Source organism: Planobispora longispora (assembly GCF_016863135.1).
Taxonomy (GTDB): domain Bacteria; phylum Actinomycetota; class Actinomycetes; order Streptosporangiales; family Streptosporangiaceae; genus Planobispora; species Planobispora longispora.
On the sequence record NZ_BOOH01000120.1, the window covers coordinates 1 to 574 of the forward strand.

Below are 574 nucleotides of genomic sequence, written 5' to 3' on the forward strand. Positions count from 1 at the left end.
CGTCATGGACGACGAGCAGGCGCCGGCGGGGATCGATCCGACGATCCCCAGCGTGGCCCGGATGTACGACTACTACCTGGGCGGCAAGGACAACTTCGCCGCCGACCGCGAGGCCGCCGAGAACTTCATCAAGGTCATGCCGAGCGTACGGACGCTGGCCCGGGCCAACCGGGCCTTCCTGTCCCGGGCGGTGGGCGAGATCGCCGGACAGGGCGTGCGCCAGTTCCTCGACATCGGCTCCGGCCTGCCCACCCAGGAGAACGTCCACCAGGTCGCCCACCGCATCACCCCCGAGGCCCGGGTCGTCTACGTCGACAACGACCCCATCGTCCTGGCCCACGGCCGTGCCCTGCTGGAGGACAATCCCCACACCACGGTCGTGCAGGCCGACATGCGCGAGCCCAAGGCCCTGCTCGACCACCCCGACATCCGCGAGCGCATCGACTTCGACCAGCCGGTCGCCGTCATCCTGCTGGCCATGCTCCACTTCATCCCCGACGACGACGATGCCGCCGCCATCGTCACCGCCGTCCGCGAGAAACTGGCCCCGGGCAGCTACCTGGTGATCTCCCAC

General features: G+C 69.5%; 1 protein-coding gene. It reads left to right on the forward strand.

Features of this window, described 5'->3' with window-relative positions:
- Positions 1 to 574, forward strand: a 574-nt coding sequence (locus tag Plo01_RS39870; protein WP_307837434.1) for an SAM-dependent methyltransferase, incomplete at both ends; no start/stop codon positions are given.